Here is a 16488-nt window from a genome sequence, read left to right on the forward strand (position 1 = left end):
AACACTATGAATTGGATGGCCTGGACACTACCCAGTGCACTGTTCTTTATCGGCATCGCCTGCATTTTGCTCTCGATGACGGTATTTGAAATCCTCAGACCTTGTGTAGAAAGAAAGGGCTTTTTGCCTATCTCGACCACACGTGGGGATCGTCTCTTTATCGGCCTGCTCAGCAGTGCCTATATCCACCTGTTCTTCATCGGTATGACTGACATCACAATCTGGGTGCCGTTCGCACTTTCAGTGTTGTGGCTGACGGTTGTTCTTCGTTGGGGATAAGGACTAAACAGTGATAAGGAGTTCACTAATGAACCGGAAGTTACACCTACCTAAACGCACTACCCTTGGCTTGGTCATCGGAATGATGTTCAGCCCGCTTGCGCTGGCCGATCAGTATTCCGATGCCGCCCAGAAATGGATTGGCGACGAATTTACGCCTTCGACGTTAAGCAAGGAGGAACAAAGTAAAGAGCTGGCCTGGTTTACGGAAGCCGCCAAGCCATTCCGGGGAATGGAAATTAAGGTTGTTTCAGAAACCATCACTACGCACGAATATGAATCTAAAGTGCTGGCAAAAGCCTTTGAGGAAATTACCGGCATCAAGGTTACCCATGACCTGATTCAGGAAGGTGATGTGGTTGAAAAACTGCAAACTGAAATGCAGTCCGGGCGCAGTATTTACGATGCCTATATCAACGACTCTGACCTTATCGGTACTCACTTCCGTTACGGCAAGGTCTACCCCATCAGCGATTACATCAAAGAGGAAGGTAAGGACATCACCCTGCCAACGCTGGATCTGGAAGATTTCATCGGTATCAGCTTCACCACCGGCCCGGACGGAAAACTCTACCAACTGCCGGACCAGCAGTTTGCTAACCTTTATTGGTTCCGTGCCGACTGGTTTGACCGTGAAGATCTGCAAAAGCAATTTAAAGACCGTTACGGTTATGAACTGGGCGTACCGGTAAACTGGTCTGCCTATGAAGACATTGCTGAGTTTTTCAGTGTGCATGTGAAAGAAATCGACGGTGAGCGCGTTTACGGCCACATGGATTACGGTAAAAAGGACCCATCCCTCGGTTGGCGATTCACTGATGCCTGGTTCTCTATGGCCGGTGCCGGTGACAAAGGCATCCCTAACGGGAAGCCGGTCGATGAATGGGGTATCCGCGTGGACGGTTGCCGTCCGGTCGGTTCCAGCGTTGAACGTGGCGGTGCAACCAACGGCCCGGCAGCTGTTTACGCAACCACCAAGTACGTAGACTGGCTGCGCGACTATGCGCCGCCGGAAGCACAGGGCATGACCTTCTCAGAAGCCGGCCCGGTTCCGGCACAAGGCAGCATTGCCCAGCAAATCTTCTGGTATACCGCGTTTACTGCTGATATGACCAAACCAGGGCTCGAAGTGGTTAACCCGGATGGCACGCCTAAGTGGCGCATGGCGCCATCGCCCAAAGGCCCATACTGGGAAGAAGGCATGAAGCTTGGTTACCAGGATGCCGGTTCATGGACCCTGATGAAATCAACAGACTCAAAGCGCCGTATGGCAGCATGGCTTTACGCCCAGTTCACCGTTGCCAAGACTGTCTCGCTTAAGAAAACCCTGGTTGGCCTGACGCCAATCCGTGAGTCTGACATCAACTCGCAGGCGATGACTGACGCAGCACCTAAACTGGGTGGTTTGGTGGAATTCTACCGCAGCCCGGCTCGCGTACAGTGGACACCAACGGGGACCAACGTACCGGATTATCCGAAACTGGCTCAGCTTTGGTGGCAATTCATTGCTGAAGCAGCGAACGGCGAGAAGTCTCCACAGGAAGCACTTAATGGCCTCGCTGCCGCTCAGGACAAAGTATTGCAACGTCTGGAGCGAGCAAATGTCCAGGGCGAATGCGGACCTAAGCTGAACAAGAAGCAGGATGCCGAATACTGGCTCTCCCAGCCCGGTTCGCCAAAAGCGAAACTGGCAAACGAGAAACCTCAAGGCAAGACCATCAAGTACAGCGAACTGCTCAAGTCCTGGCAACAATAGTTTTTTTCCAAGCACTTACCAAAACAAAGCCCCGACACTCCGGGGCTTTTCTTTTTCTGGTTGTCCAGTCTCGTTATTGGGTTATTGGAAGTTAATCCTCAAAAACACCTTCTGTTTCAATAACACTCATAAAGTCCTGGAACTCGGTGTAGCTGACGGGCTTCTTACCAGACCACATCTTCTGGGACAATGTCTGCATCGCAGGTTTTACTCGATCCTGAATGTCATCCACTGTGTAGTGTGTTCCCGCCGCAAACGCATCATTCCAAACAGCAAACATGCCGCCTTTCACCTGAGGGTGGTCTATATCGAACTTCACGCTTGAGAATGTATTCGGCGTCCAATTGTCATATAGCCACTGGGTATTCAGGTAATCGTGGTAATAACCGGCAAGCGGAACAATATACAGCAGTGAGTCCTGTGTATTGATGATGTTGTAACCATCGTTCACTGCCTGAGCCGGATCGTAGTACCCGCCAAACCAGATGTTCACCAAGAGGTCTCGATCTACCCCGGACGCACCACCTATCGTGTCCTGGCTGCCCCACATCCTGACTGGGTTCTTACCAAGTCCTTTCAGGTAACCATTGAAATGGTTGATGAAAGTTTTCATATCAGCAGCAGAACCATTGTTGTATTCGTCTGTGCCGATATGAACATCCTCAATCATGGACGCGTACTCACCCCATAGCTCTTCAAGGAACGTGGTAACATCCGGGTTGCCGAGATCGAGGTGGTCTTCCTTCAAGTCGGGATGCCTCAGGTCAGGCCTGTATTGTGTGAAAGCCAGGGAGTGCGCCGGAGCATCAATCTCCGTGATAATAGTGACACCATACAGCTTGGCCAACGCAATAAGTTCGGCGTATTCCTGTTTAGTGTAGTGCTGTTCGGACGTCACTCCCGGATGAGATTCACTCTCCAATCGAAATCCGGCCTGTGCTTCCTGCCATTTACTGGAATCAAACTGGATAACATTGTCGTTGATATGGATTTGCAAATCGTTCATCTTGAAGTACGACATCTGCTTAACCATATCGCGCAAGAAATCGACAGGCATAAACATCCTGCCAACATCAAGCATCAGCCCACGATTTTCCCACTGCGGGTAGTCTGTGATAACTCCTTTACCCAGAGAGTTGTTCCCCAAATCAACCTGCAACATTTGCAAAATTGAACGGGTACCGAAGAAGGTACCGTCAGCATGGTTTGCAGAAACCACGACAGCATCCCCGATATCAATGGTGTAGCCCTCATCACCAAGCGCTGTGTTGTTTGCACCTAATGAAAGGAAGATGTCACCGGCTGAAGGTGAGGAAGCAGTAATTACACTAAAGTGGCGTCCCAACAGGTCAAACAGATCAGACTGGAACGCATCGGCTTTGTCTCCCAACTCTGATGCGTAACTGGCATCGACAACAATCCGGGTGTTTTCATCCAGTTTGAATTCGCCCTTGCCACCACGCCACTCAGAAACGGAAGGAATAATCTTTGGCGCTGCATTCTTCTGTCCAAAGAATTTATGGATCTCAGATGCCGCCAACGCTCGACCGAAGATTTGCAGTTCGTCCAATTCACCATGTAGAGTATCCGCACCGTCCCCTCGCATACCAATGATATCCAACGGCAAATCCAAAACTTCAGAGCGAGAAGCGACTGCCTCCCCGTCGGCGTACAAGGTGATTCCCTCATCTGTTTTCACAAATGTCAGGTGAGTCCAGGTGTTTAATGGTACAGAGTAATCAAAGGTATAATCCGCAACACCAAATTTGGTAAACCCAACATTTGAATTGGCTGAGCCCCACTGCTCTATTTTTAACGCGCCATTTGAGGAGGACAGCAACGCCGAGCTGTTTTGATCACTCAGCCGCTTAACCCAGATTGCCGCAGTCCAATCACCACTAAGATCGCTCCCACCAAGTACAACGTGGTCATTTGAACCATCAAATGTTAGCCCGCCGTTCTGTTTTCCATCAGTCCAAGCCGGGCCATTGAGTGTGCCGTTTAACTGGTTCTTGCTGTCACTCACCTGAGAGCCGCTACCCTCATTGAAGGCCAGCCTGGCGTATAGACCCGTTGGACCGTAAAACTTTGCTACATCCGCAGCCGGCATTGCAGTGTCCAACACTTGCACTTCGTCCAAAATCGCATGAAGCTGGTCAACACCTTCTGAACGGGCACCAATGCGTTCACGAGGCATAGGAATTGATATCGGAAGCGTATCAGCCAGGTAACCATCTGTGTAAAGAGACAACCCATTGCTGTTGTTGACAAATGTAAGGTGGGTCCAGGTATTGAGCGGTGCGCTGTAGTTAAATGAATGATCCGCCACGCCAAACTGCGTCACACCAATAGCATGTGTATTACTGCCCCACTGCTCAAGTTTAATAGCATGATTCTGGGAGGAGAAAAGTGCCGAACCAGAGGTATCTTTGGTGCGCTTGACCCACATTGCAGCAGTCCAATCACCTGTAAGTTCACTTTGGTTCAACAACAGACTGCTGTTTGCCTCTCCGAACTCCAACGCACTTTGGTTAAATCCGGATGTCCATAGGGTAGAAGCCACGGAGAGGCTTGAGCCATTGCTTGCCTCTAAGGTCGATGAGCCGTTCCCTTCATCAAACGCCAGATGATTGGCAAAAACTCGGCTGCCATATATCCCCTGAATTTCTAACGGCTGGAGTGCTTTTGCATGCACGACCAAATCATCCATTTCGGCGTTAAGTGGGTCACCCCCATCCAACTTTGCACCAATACGACTCAGTGGCAATGGTGCTGATACTGGAAGGGATGAATTAAACTCACCATTTACATAAAGGCTTATACCGTCAGACGAGTTCACAAATGAGAGATGAGTCCAGACACCAAGTGGCGCCGTATATGGAAATGAGTAGTCTTTTGCACCAAGAGACGTAATACCCACTTTGTGGTTACTGTTCCACTGTTCCAGTTTGATGACATGATTTTGAGAAGCCAGCAATGAGGAGGTTGTGGTATTGGCATTGCGCTTGACCCATAAAGAAATGGTCCATTGCCCAGTGACGTTGGTTTCGCTGACATCAACATAATCGTCGATACCGTCAAATGTAAGTCCACCTCCTGAATAACCATTACTCCAACTTGCACCGTAAATTGCGCCTGAGATGTTATTTATATCGTCTGTAATTGTTGTCCCGGAGCCCTCATTAAAACTCCATTCATATTCTAGTGTACTGGGATGGATTGTCGCTGCCGACCCCGTAAATGGCAACATGGCCAGAACAAATACGCTTATTTTACTTTTTATCCTATTACGTTTTCTCATATCCATATGATTACACATAACAGATCCCCTATTCCCTGGGAACTTAGTTCCCTTTCGTTTTGTTTTTATCTGACCGATTTCCTCAATACTCATGGAAAAACCTTGTCAGACCTGCACTTAAAGATGATTCTCTTTAAAAAATATTATCTGTATTTCTCCCTCAATACACTTCAGGGTAATGATTTTTAATGTGAACAAAGATGCTCATTAGAATAAATAAACTCATTAAATACAATGAGTAATCTCATTCGATGAAATTCGACATTTACAATGAAATGTCAAACTATGCTTCTTATTAAGATTTGAAAATTAAGTCTACGTGACAGAAACAAGTCAGAATAAGACTGAAATCACAATTGCACCCTTTATTATTTTCAAATCTAAAATAATTGATATTTTTGGTTTATAATCCCTGTTATATTAAATTATTTAGTAATTATCACTTATATAAAAATCATATTCAGATTAATTAAAATCCCTTTGAATACTTAAACACAGGGATTCTTAAATAATATTATGTAATAGGTGTTATATTAACCTCTAAAAAATGGTAAATCATGGTCGAAAATGTGAATTGTGGTATGAAACTTAGCTATTATTATTGAAGAATAATTTTCCCCAATAAAGAAATGATTTTCACCAGCACACCACATTTACGGACATGATTTCATATTCTTTCATACAGCTTCATTTTCCATTCACACGCCATCATTACTTACACACATCTCTTCTTTATAATTTCGCATCGTTAACCGACACCTCTAACAGCAAAAAACATAAGCATTACCCTTTTTAACGCTCATATTTCCAGCGTTCCCCGGAGGATTTTTCGTTGTTCAATTCTATCAAGCACCGGATTGCACTAGGTTCTGGCATTGCACTGGCCTTTACACTGGTTATTGCCATGGGCATGACCACACGTGCTTTCAACGGTGTCCATAACGACGTGTTTAATTATGTTAACCAACAGCTTCATGAAAGCAGTGAACAAACACTTGAAGCTGCTGCCAACCAACAAGCTGCAGAAATCTCAGGTTTTCTTAAACCTATCATCGCTAACCTTACCCAGATCCGAGCATCACTTGAACAAAGTGCATCGCTCGATTTAGGGGCAAACATTCTAGTCAACCAATTTGAAAATGCCCTTAAGGTACAAGATAAGTCTGTTTTTGCCGGCTACATGGTGTGGATGCAAAAGTTCTGGCCGGTTGATACTGAATCCCTCGTTCCCAGCGCATTTAACAGAAATGGCTACCTGGCACCGTTTTTCTCTCCGAATGGCCACGGTTCGTTCAAAGCTGACGGCATGGCCAGCTTTGATTCGACTGAACTCAATGCCAACGGTGAGCGGAAGGATGACTGGCATCTGATGCCATACCAGACCGGCCACAGTTTTGTGATGGAACCGTACTTCTATCCAATGAACGGTCAACAGGTTCTGATTACTACACTGAGCCAACCACTCAAGGTCAATGGCAAAATTGTCGGCTCGCTGGGCTTTGATATTGCCCTTGATCACCTACAGGCCAACGCAGAGCAAGCCGCAGCTGATATTTTCGACGGTGAGGGTCGAATCATTATTGCCACGTCAAAAGGTGTCCAACTTGCCGACAGCAGTGCTGCAGCGAACAATGGGAATCGCCTGGGCCGAGAACTGATCCAAAACTGGCCTGCTATCCAGAGCCGGTCATCACAACATCATAGCGGTATTCTCAGTATTGGAGGGGAAAAGTTTGCTGTATCACAGGTTGGTACATCTGCAAGCCCATGGATTGTTCTGGTTTCTGTCAGCGACAAAGTGCTGGCCCAACCGGTAAACCAGTTCAGTAACTGGAGCGTTGAAAAGAACGATGCAGCGATTTCACAGGGTATCGTTGCGGGTATCATCGCGGCAGCGCTTGGCATTATTGCCATGCTGGTGCTTTCCAACCGCATAGGCGCCGCGCTGACCAACCTTGTCGACCGTTTTAAAGATGTCGCACAGGGTGAAGCAGACCTCACCCGCCGAATTGAAGTTGTCGGCAAGGACGAAACCGCGCAACTGGCCCATTGGTTCAATACCTTTGTTGAACGTATCCAGGGGACAATTCGCACTGTGACAGAAACCGCGACCGAAGTAGACTTCTCAGCCTGTTCAGGCAAAGAAAGTGCTGCCGGAGCCAAGCAGAAACTGATCGCCCAAACCAACGAAGTCAACTCCCTGGCTACAGCCATCAACGAAATGAGTGCTACCGCCCACGAGGTGGCAAATTCTGCCATGCAGGCTGCGACTTCGGCGTCACAGGTACAAACTGCCAGCCTTAACGGCATGGACAAGATGAACAGTGCAGCGATGGCAGTTAGCGAACTGGCACAGCGGGTCAATGACGCAGAAAACCAGATCCAGCGCCTTGCCGAATCCAGCAGCGCCATCCAGAGTATTCTGTCTGAAATCAGCGGTATCGCCGACCAGACGAACCTGCTCGCGCTTAACGCAGCCATTGAGGCTGCCCGTGCCGGTGAATACGGTCGTGGATTTGCCGTCGTAGCGGATGAAGTACGTAACCTTGCTAACCGTTCTCAAGGCTCTACGGAAGAAATCAGCAAAATGCTGATGCGGCTGCAACATGAAACCGAAGATGTAGTGGTGCTGATGCAGCAAAGCCAGCAACAGGCTTTGGATACCCGGGAAGAGACTGAGCAGGCACAGGCCGCACTGGATGAAATCAATCAGGCGATTGATGTCATCAATGACATGAACAATCAGATTGCATCAGCTGCTGAGGAACAAAGTGCAGTTGCTGAGGAAATCAGCCGAAATGTTGTCATGATCAATGACGCAGCTAACGATGTTATGGAAAGCATGGAGCAGTCAGTCAATAACAGTGAAACCCTGGCAGGCCGGGCTTCAGAGCTCCAGGATGAACTTTCAGCTTTCCGGGTTTAATCACCAAGCTCACTGAAAAAGGCTTCCTCCGGGAAGCCTTTGTTTTACCTGTTATTCAAAATGCTGTGCCAAACTGATAGGACGTTGACTATCAGGATACCGCCCGACAATGCCAACAAGGTTCCTACTCTCCTGCCCTCATTTTGCCAGTCTTCCTGAGCCGGTTCAGGCGGCGTTAAATAAGCAGGCAGTTCATTTTGAATACGCGGCCAAGCACACGATTTTGCATCCTGATGAGCCCTGGCAATCCCTTTACTGGATAACAAAAGGGGTCATCCGCATGTACTATCTCGATACTGATGGTCGTGAACACAACAAAGCCTTTTTTTCTGACAATGATTTTTTCTGGCCGGTGACGGAAAGCCTGAGAGCGGAGAAAACCGGATTTATCATCGAAACAGTCAATGTAACCTGCGGCTGGAAATGGTCATTTGAACCGTTCCGGCAAGCTTTTCCTGATGACGAAACGTGGCTGAAATTCGTTCAACCGTGGCAAGAAGCACTGTTAAGTGCAAAATTACGGAGAGAGCGTGATTTACTTCAGTTGTCTGCGACTGAGCGCTACCAGGTTCTCTGTAAAGACTTTCCCGAACTCGTCAAAACGATGACCGACGCCCAACTTGCCAGCTACATTGGCATCACGCCGGAGTCTCTTTCGCGGATTAAAAGAGCGCTACGCGCTGAATGAATAACTGGTAGAAATGAGCCCCGGACTTCGGGGCTCAATATTAAAAACTCACTTTATTGCAACGGTTACGCGCGAGGCTTCAGGTCAAGAACGTGGAGCAGGCGCTCTGGAGTCCCTTCCCAAACCATCGGACGGCCTTTCGGGTTTTCATCCGTCCACCAGCCGGTAAAGCGAGTGGTGTTGTACTGGTAGAAGTTCGGGCCGGACATCACAGGGACAGTAACTTGATTTTCAGCAATGATGGCCTGAATGCGATGGGCAATGGTCAACTGCTCTTCACGGTTACCGGTTTTGTAGAACTTGTCCAGCAGTGCATCAACCTCATTGTTTTGCCAGTGGTGCATCGCAAAACGTGGCATGCCCTCTGGTGCCTGGAAGCGTGAATGGTAACCGCTGCTCCAATAACGGTGAGGTGTAGAGCCGTGGAAGTAGTTGGTGTACGCGATGTCATAATCGGCGTTGATCATGCTCTGGTTGTAAATAGCGAAATCCGGCATACGCGCTTTCACATTGATACCGGCTTCCTGAACCTGCTCAACACCCAGCATTACGCTGTTATTGAAGTCGGTCCAGCCGTTTGGAGACTGGATTTCAAGCTCCAGTTTCTCTCCGTTTGGAGCTTCAACAAAGCCGTCTCCATCCACATCTTTGTAGCCGGCTTCTTTCAACAACGCTTTTGCACCTTCAATGTTAAACGTCATAAACGGCTTGTACTTGGCGTGGGTTTCTTTGTCAGACCAAGCTTCAAATGCATAACCCAGTCCTGAAGCAAAGTCGTTCACCATACCATTGCCGTAGTGCGCGATATCGATGATTTCCTGGCGGTTAAGTGCCATAGAGAATGCACGGCGGAAATTGATGTCAGACAACGCTTTTTGCTTAACCGGATCCTTAGACTTGAAGTTAAACATAAACGCCTGGGTACCCGCAGGCGGATACCAGTAACCATGGTTGTCTGAAGCTGCCATAAAGGTAGCGTCAATATCCGGGATAAAGGAGCCCGCCCAGTCAACGCCGGATGCAACCAGCTCACCCAATACCTGGTCGTTGTGGCTCATCTGCGGCATGCGCAGGCAGTCTACTTCCAGGTTGTCTGCATCCCAGTAATTCGGGTTGCGGCACTGCAGGAACAAGGAAGAGGTAAAGCGAGGCAACTCTGTAAAAGGCCCTGTACCCACCGGGTTTTCATTGGTAAAGGTGGTTGGATCTTCTACCTTCGACCAAATATGTTGTGGTACCAGTGGGATCTGGACGATCTCATACGGTGCGTTGGTATTCACCTCTTTCATCACGAAGCGAACGGTGTAGTCATCCAGCTTTTCAACTTTCTCTATCTGCGGGGAAATACCGCGATCATCCAATGCTGAATGCTTTTTAATCATGTCAAAGGTAAACATGACGTCATCTGCATCGAAGGTTTTACCATCTGACCATTTCACACCTTTACGCAGGTCAAAGGTGATACTGAGCAGGTCATCACTCAGCGCATAGTTAGTTGCCAGGCGGAATACCGGTACGTTTCCTTTCAGCTCGTTGAATACCACAAGAGGTTCGTAGATAAAATCACGGGCGGTATGCAGGCGAGAGCTGATATACGGGTTGAAGTTACGAATCAATGTCTGGTTGTGATTCGGAATAATCGTGACCTTGGAAAGAGAGTCAAGATCATCGGCATGAGTTAGGCCGGAGGTACCAAACAAGGCAGTCACAAGGACTGAGAGGTAAAATGTTTTTTTCATTATGTTGTTCCTTTGAGGGTTTAACAGAGGAACAAATAACGCTCAATAATCGCACAATGCAAATGCTCACTTTTAGAAAATAATCATATGTTAAACGGCGAAAACACTGCATATCTAAATAGTTTGCTTGGCTGTTTTACGAACCTTTAACGGGATGCCATTCGGGCTCACACAAGATCATATGCGAATACCTCATGTTGCATAATAATCTGGAACTGCACCCCAAAATTACGCCAACCGCTTATAAGTAAAAACCTTTCAACTCTTCGAGCAAGCTAACACTTAGTCATCGTAATGTGCGGGGCGGACATGAAATAACCAACTCAACACATAAGCAGAAGAAGAATTGGTGAAAATCCCCTGCTCATCTGTCGTTTTCCTGAGCTTTGGCCACAAAAGATTGATGTTTGTCACCCAGAAGCGCAAAATCTGCGTCTATCCTTCCACAATCTATCACTGAACAGAATGACCACTATGGAACCTATTCGTCTTACCCAATACAGCCATGGCGGCGGTTGCGGCTGCAAAATTTCGCCACAAGTGCTGGATACCATCCTGAAAAGTAGCCTCACCCCATTCAACGACCCAAACCTTCTGGTCGGTAATGAGAGCAAGGATGACGCAGCGGTATACGATCTGGGTACCGGTCAGTCTGTTATCAGCACCACTGACTTTTTCATGCCGATTGTGGATGACCCGTTTGATTTTGGCCGTATCGCCGCAGCCAACGCAATCAGCGATATCTACGCAATGGGTGGCAAGCCAATTATGGCCATCGCGATCCTCGGCTGGCCGGTTAACACACTGGCACCGGAAATTGCACAGCAGGTTGTTGAAGGCGGCCGTGCTATGTGCCGCGAAGCCGGTATCGCACTGGCTGGTGGTCACTCCATTGACTCCCCTGAACCTATCTTTGGCCTGGCTGTTACTGGTGTTGTCAGCACTGAGCGTGTAAAACGAAATAACTGCGCCGAAGCCGGCAACAAACTGTTTATCACCAAACCTCTTGGAATTGGTGTACTCAGTCATGCTGAAAAACAAGCCAAACTGAAAGAAGAGCATAAAGGTGTTGCTCGTAACTGGATGTGCACACTGAATACGCTTGGTTCAGCGTTTGCGGACGTTGAAGGCGTTACCGCAATGACCGATGTTACGGGCTTTGGCCTGATGGGTCACCTGAGTGAAGTATGCGAAGGCAGCAACCTTGAAGCTACGGTATGGTTTGACAAGATCCCTACCTTGCCAGGTGTTGCAGAGTACATTGCTGAAAACTGTGTACCGGGCGGTACGCACCGCAACTTCTTCAGCTACGGGCACAAAATCAGCACTATTTCAGAAGATCAGAAAGCACTGCTTTGTGATCCCCAAACTTCCGGCGGCCTTCTGATTGCCGTTCGCCCGGAAGAAGAAGACAAGATTAAAACCATCGCGGCAGAAAAAGGACTGACCCTGGAAGCGATCGGTGAACTGAAACCGGCAACAGGAAGCGCCCAGATTATTGAGGTGATTTAATGGCGCGTCCCAACACACCGGACTACCGTTCTCTTTTCCTGAACAACGTACCGATGTTCGACACTCGGGCACCGGTAGAATTTGAAAAAGGCAGCTTCCCCAACGCTATCAACCTTCCGCTGATGCTGGACGATGAGCGCGCTAAAGTAGGCACCTGCTATAAACAACAGGGCCAGGAAGCAGCCATTGAGCTTGGGCACAAACTCGTCTGCGGTGATATCAAGGACGAACGCGTAGCCAAGTGGAAAGCATTTTGTGAAGCGAACCCGGAAGGTTACCTGTTCTGTTTCCGTGGCGGCATGCGCTCACAGATCACCCAGCAATGGATTAAAGATGCCGGCATCGACTATCCATACGTCGTTGGTGGTTACAAGGCCATGCGCCGGTTCCTGATTGATACCCTGGATGACATGGCAAACAACCGCAAGATGTTTGTGGTTGGCGGCAACACCGGTAACGGCAAAACCATTATGGTTCGTGAGATCCCGAACGGCTTGGATCTGGAAGGAGCCGCGCACCACAGGGGCTCGTCATTCGGCCGTTTTGTCACTCCTCAGCGCGGCCAGATTGACTTTGAAAATGCATTGGCTATTAATGCCCTGAAACTCGACGAAACCGGTTGTCAGACTATCGTCACTGAAGACGAAGGCCGGATTATCGGTTCTGCAAACGTTCCGCTTTCTGTGTACAACGCTATGCAGACTGCGCCAATCGCCGTGATTGAAGATCCGTTTGACGTACGCCTCCAGCGCCTGATTGACGAATACGTTATTCTGATGCACAACCAGCACACCGCGCATGAAGGTGAAGAAGAAGGCTGGAACGGATTCTGTGATTACCTCCACCAAGGTTTGTTCCGCTGTCGCAAACGCCTTGGTGCTGAACGTTACCAAGAAATTGAAGATGCGCTGACCATCGCGTTGGATGAACATCTGCGCACCGGCGACACTCACGCCCACGAGCGTTGGTTGTCTCCGTTGCTAGAGCACTACTATGACCCGATGTACACCTATCAGCTCAGCAAGAAAGCTGACCGGATTGTGTTCCGCGGTAACTACGCAGAAGTTAAAGCCTTCCTGGCCGAACAGTAACAGTATCTTCGAACTTAAATTGGATCTGAAAGGGCCACCAAATAACTTGGTGGCCCTTTTTGTTCGTCTGGAAGTAATTATTACACTCGACGCTTTTTCATAGACGCTAATGCCGCAAACCCCGATAGAAACAAGAATGCAATTCCTGGTTCAGATATTGGAAGGTCAGGTGCAACCACACTTGGAGGAAGCGCACCTGCAAACATCACATCAATATCCGAGCAGTTACCCCATTCAGCTGCGTTGGTACACGCTCCGGAGCCATAAGACGGGAGGTTTGCTGCACGAAACGTTAGTGAGTGAACTATCTCATTATCAGCCAGGCCAAAATTGCTCAGGTCGATTCCACCAGCAAAAATTCCCGCGTAAGGGTCAGTGGCTGAATTATTATTTTCCTTGATAAGAAAATCCGCGAACTGGTTGTGAAATATACCGTTAATTTCTACGCCGATGGTTCCCCCCCACACCCACGAGTATCGATTCATGACAAAAACTATGTCATCACCGGATGTGTTCTTTACGCCGTTGTCCCAGGTAAGGGTCACAGCTTTGTTCATCGACTCGCCATGGGGCCAAAAACGATAATACCCGTTGTAAATATCGTCATCGATAATCTGGCCCTGAGACTCATTTACAACATTAATCGCACTATTAGCTGCCTCACTTGTATCAAACTGGCCCCCTTTGTAATCGATCATAGCTCCGTGAGAAGTCGCAGATAACATGGAGACAAGGAGCACTAGCAAACCGCCGATTACTTTTTTCATGGTCAACCCACCTTCAAAATCGAAATCATAATGACGAATTTGTGAGAGCAAGGTCGGTGCCAACCAAAATTAAACAAGCAACGTCATAAGGTTAACGAGTAACGCCCGAATAACCGCAACATGAAATGTAAAAAAAACCGTCACTCAAAAATGCACTAAATTAGTTCATTTGTCAGACGGTTACTCACTATCGTTTGCCATGCTTTTCAGGAATTCCAATTTCTGTGTCTCTTTTTCAGAGGGAATATAGGGGTCTTGGATCAACTGTGAACTGTCTATACCGTCAACATCAAAACTCTTTGATTTAGAAATGCCAAAGCCGCCTTTGTCTCCCGGATAGCCGGACATTCTTTCCATTTGAATATCTTTGAGTTCAAAATCCTTCTCATTACCGGGTAAAACACTTTGATGAACTTTCAAGTTCATAATTCGGGATCCTTCATCAAGGCGTTCCTTCACATTCAATGCAGCAAAAGGAGCCCCACCTTTTCGATATAAGTTACCTCTCAACCTGTAAATACCCTTTTCATAGACATCCACAGCGACAGGAATCAGGTAGTCAGTGCCTGCAACCTCGGGAGATTCAACGCCAGTAACCTTACCAACAGATGTTAGATACTGAAAATCTGCAGTCAGAATATCGTTCCCACCCTCAAAACTGACCTCTGCCTTCACCCTGAGTTCAGACGGCCAGTCACCCTCAGGTTTAATGATGCTGTCTGAACCAGAGGTAGATTCACTGTAAATGACTTGTCCATTTTCAACGTCGATGATGCTTAAGCTGACCCCATTTACTGAAAGAGGCGACTGAACAATTACTTCAACGGCTTCCGGGGCAAAGAACCGGTATTTTTTAAGAACCAGGGCCGCGTGAGATTGGCCATCCAGCACCGGGACATCCACGATACTGAAGGTATTATTCTGCAGGTAAGGACTGTCTTTACCTGTGATGGGCTGGGAGTAGTCAGGATAACGAAGAGACGTTTCGTATGCCCCCGCGATAGCTTCCATCTTTTCTGACAAAGCTTCGGGCACATCTTTTTCTGCGGGCTCGTTAAGCACACTGACAGTATCGTTCTGCACAGTCAACGCAGGAAGAGGTTTTTTTACGGTAGAAGGACGAGGCACATTTTGCACCTGCTCAATAACATCTGTCCTTTCATTTTGATGAGAAAGGTCAATAGCGTTGTTGTCACGTAACACCAGCCACAGGACCAGCCCACTAATGAAAACCAGCACTAATAAAAGCAATTTTCTTTTCATCATTTCAACCTAATAAAATGAGGAGGAACACTCCTCCTCATTTGATGAGCTGATTACTGGACCAATTCTGCTGCAAGTTCTGAAATGGTTTTACTTTCGGAGCCATCTACGTAACGGTAAGTTCCCCAGGAGAGCCAAGACCACTCATCTTTCGTGTTCACATCCAGCGAAACACCGTCCTTCATTGTCACTGTCGGTGCAGCGGCGGTTACAGTGCCTTTCCATACATTGCCAATGAGGCCACCATGGCTGTATTCGTCTCCCATCATCAGCGGATAATGGTTTGGCATAAATTGAGTAACTGCTCCCGACTGCCCAGAGACTTCCCCATCAAATCCCACTTCGGAGGAGCAACTGGAGTAAGACCCGGCTTTACTGCTGCCACAGGATGAGTGAGCTGAAACCACACCATCGTCATTGCCTGGCAGGAACCCTGAGGTCGCGCTCAAAAAATCAGATCCGTTTCCGGCAAAGCGGATCCTAGGCACACGACCACCCGGTAAAGGTGCCAATTGCCGCGCATTTTCAACTTTCAAATCATTCAGGACGCCGGTGTTGTTTGCATCCGGGTATTCCCCCAGCCACAGGGAAATCGCATATTGCATGGCACTGTTAAAGCTGCCGCCACCTTCAGAGACGTTGATAGCCACATCAGCTAATTCCGATCCTCCGCCAGCACCGGCAAAATCGAAGGTTGCTACGATATTCAGAGGTTTTAATCCCGCATTTTGCAACCAGTTTTCTTGGTTATCGAGAATGTAACGGGCAACAAGATCACCCGTAGAGTGCGTAACAAGGATGCACCCATTCAGACAGGTATTGTTTTCTGACAGTTGTTTCAAAGCTGGCCAGAGGTAATCAGATGAAATTTTGCCAGCAATACGCTCCTGCGACGGCCAGTCTATACGGGCATCCGCTTTCGCAAGCCAGTAATCGCGCCAATAATTTGCACCGTCGGCGGATACAGATTTAGCGTCGGGGTGTGTTTGGAGTTGCCCGGCCTGAAAACCATGGATTAAAACTACCGGGTGACTTCCCAGTGCCGAAAATGAAGAAAAAGAAACGGTGGTAAGGAGAAGGGAGAAAAACTGAGCTATTCGCTTCATCAATAGATTCACCTCTATGTAAAAAGAGGCGACATGTTAAAGACACATACACTTTAGTAC

Annotated in this window: 11 protein-coding genes; 6 read left to right on the plus strand and 5 right to left on the minus strand. The window is 48.0% G+C overall.

The annotated features are described in order from the left end of the window. Window positions 1-6 precede the first annotated feature (6 nt). Window positions 7-279 carry a DUF2160 domain-containing protein gene (locus NF212_RS09950; protein WP_434355148.1) on the plus strand — a complete coding sequence of 91 codons (273 nt, stop codon included), beginning with the start codon at window positions 7-9 and terminating at the stop codon, window positions 277-279. An 82-nt stretch (window positions 280-361) separates the two neighbouring features. Beyond that, entirely contained in the window at window positions 362-2035 is a 1674-nt protein-coding gene (locus tag NF212_RS09955; protein ID WP_434360864.1) for an ABC transporter substrate-binding protein, read from the plus strand. 91 nt (window positions 2036-2126) lie between these two features. On the opposite strand, the gene NF212_RS09960 is transcribed toward NF212_RS09955, so the two are convergent. Next, window positions 2127-5354, minus strand: coding sequence for a LamG-like jellyroll fold domain-containing protein (locus NF212_RS09960; RefSeq protein ID WP_434355150.1), 3228 nt, complete (start codon window positions 5352-5354; stop codon window positions 2127-2129). An 814-nt stretch (window positions 5355-6168) separates the two neighbouring features. Between NF212_RS09960 and NF212_RS09965 the strand changes: the two genes are divergently transcribed. Both NF212_RS09965 and NF212_RS09970 read left to right on the plus strand, forming a co-directional pair. Further along, window positions 6169-8262, plus strand: coding sequence for a methyl-accepting chemotaxis protein (locus tag NF212_RS09965; protein ID WP_434355152.1), 2094 nt, complete (start codon window positions 6169-6171; stop codon window positions 8260-8262). 109 nt (window positions 8263-8371) lie between these two features. Continuing rightward, a complete protein-coding gene (locus NF212_RS09970) occupies window positions 8372-8950 on the plus strand; it encodes a Crp/Fnr family transcriptional regulator (RefSeq protein ID WP_434355154.1) in 579 nt (192 codons plus the stop codon). Window positions 8951-9015: 65 nt separating this feature from the next. Here NF212_RS09970 and NF212_RS09975 read toward each other — a convergent pair whose 3' ends face one another. Beyond that, window positions 9016-10689, minus strand: coding sequence for an ABC transporter substrate-binding protein (locus tag NF212_RS09975; RefSeq protein ID WP_434355156.1), 1674 nt, complete (start codon window positions 10687-10689; stop codon window positions 9016-9018). Between the two features lie 474 nt (window positions 10690-11163). Between NF212_RS09975 and selD the strand changes: the two genes are divergently transcribed. Both selD and mnmH read left to right on the plus strand, forming a co-directional pair. Further along, window positions 11164-12201: a selenide, water dikinase SelD gene (gene selD / locus NF212_RS09980; RefSeq protein WP_434355158.1), complete on the plus strand. Its 1038-nt coding sequence runs from the start codon at window positions 11164-11166 to the stop codon at window positions 12199-12201. Then, on the plus strand, window positions 12201-13292 hold the full coding sequence (mnmH, locus tag NF212_RS09985) for a tRNA 2-selenouridine(34) synthase MnmH (RefSeq protein WP_434355160.1): 1092 nt from the start codon (window positions 12201-12203) through the stop codon (window positions 13290-13292). The genes selD and mnmH overlap by 1 nt, the downstream gene beginning before the upstream one ends. An 80-nt stretch (window positions 13293-13372) precedes the next feature. Here mnmH and NF212_RS09990 read toward each other — a convergent pair whose 3' ends face one another. From NF212_RS09990 to NF212_RS10000, 3 genes are all read right to left on the minus strand, one after another. Then, window positions 13373-14059, minus strand: coding sequence for a hypothetical protein (locus tag NF212_RS09990; protein ID WP_434355162.1), 687 nt, complete (start codon window positions 14057-14059; stop codon window positions 13373-13375). A gap of 180 nt (window positions 14060-14239) precedes the next feature. Next, a complete protein-coding gene (locus tag NF212_RS09995; protein WP_434355164.1) occupies window positions 14240-15325 on the minus strand; it encodes a hypothetical protein in 1086 nt (361 codons plus the stop codon). A gap of 50 nt (window positions 15326-15375) precedes the next feature. Then, window positions 15376-16428 (minus strand): hypothetical protein, encoded by a 1053-nt coding sequence (locus NF212_RS10000; RefSeq protein WP_434355166.1) that lies wholly within the window; start codon window positions 16426-16428, stop codon window positions 15376-15378. Window positions 16429-16488 lie beyond the last annotated feature (60 nt).

It is taken from the genome of Parasalinivibrio latis (assembly GCF_036825535.1).
Taxonomy (GTDB): Bacteria; Pseudomonadota; Gammaproteobacteria; order Enterobacterales; family Vibrionaceae; genus Parasalinivibrio; species Parasalinivibrio latis.